General features: G+C 73.3%; 1 protein-coding gene and 1 pseudogene. Both read right to left on the bottom strand.

All coding sequences use genetic code 11. The annotated features are described in order from the left end of the window. Positions 1–223, bottom strand: a pseudogene (locus PROKR_RS33610) (sugar phosphate isomerase/epimerase family protein); the annotation flags it as partial. A gap of 68 nt (positions 224–291) precedes the next feature. Further along, a partial coding sequence (locus tag PROKR_RS30465) for a hypothetical protein (RefSeq protein ID WP_036959440.1) occupies positions 292–573 on the bottom strand: 282 nt, incomplete at its 5' end.

The following is a 573-nucleotide window of genomic DNA, read 5'->3' on the forward strand; positions in this document are numbered from 1 at the left end:
CCGAGGGTTCCTCCGCGGCGAGCACGGGCGCGTGGCCCGACGGCGCCGCCACGCCCGCCGCCGCGAACGCCCGCCGGAACTCGTCGGTGCGCTCGTGGAAGGCGTACGGCTCCACGTACCCGAGGCCGATCTCGGCGAGGCGCGCGATGGTGCCGGGAAGGTCGTGGGCGACTGCGTCTCGGACCGAGTAGAGCTGCACGGATGTCGGCGTCGTCGTCGGCATGGAACCCCCTAGTTCGTCGGTGAACCCGGCTCGTCGGTGAGCCGCCGACGAGCCTATCGACGAAATTCTTACAGTGGAAGATTCTTCGCCGAGAGCGTCGCCGTCACCGTCAGCCACCACGTCAGCCGGCCCGCCCGGTCCAGGCGGGCCAGCCGGTCCGGGGTCGCGCGGTCGAGGTTGGTCTCGGCGCCGAGCATGGGTTCGACGCCGATCGAGCGGTAGGGGCCGGTCTCCGGCCAGCCGCCCAGGTTGCGCCACACGACCAGGGAGAGCGGGGCCGCGCAGGGCGTGCCCCAGCGCAGCCGGAGCCGGTCGGCGCCGTCCACGACGTCGAGCCGGTCGGTCGCGAC

This window comes from Promicromonospora kroppenstedtii DSM 19349, assembly GCF_000515355.1.
GTDB classification, from domain to species: domain Bacteria; phylum Actinomycetota; class Actinomycetes; order Actinomycetales; family Cellulomonadaceae; genus Promicromonospora; species Promicromonospora kroppenstedtii.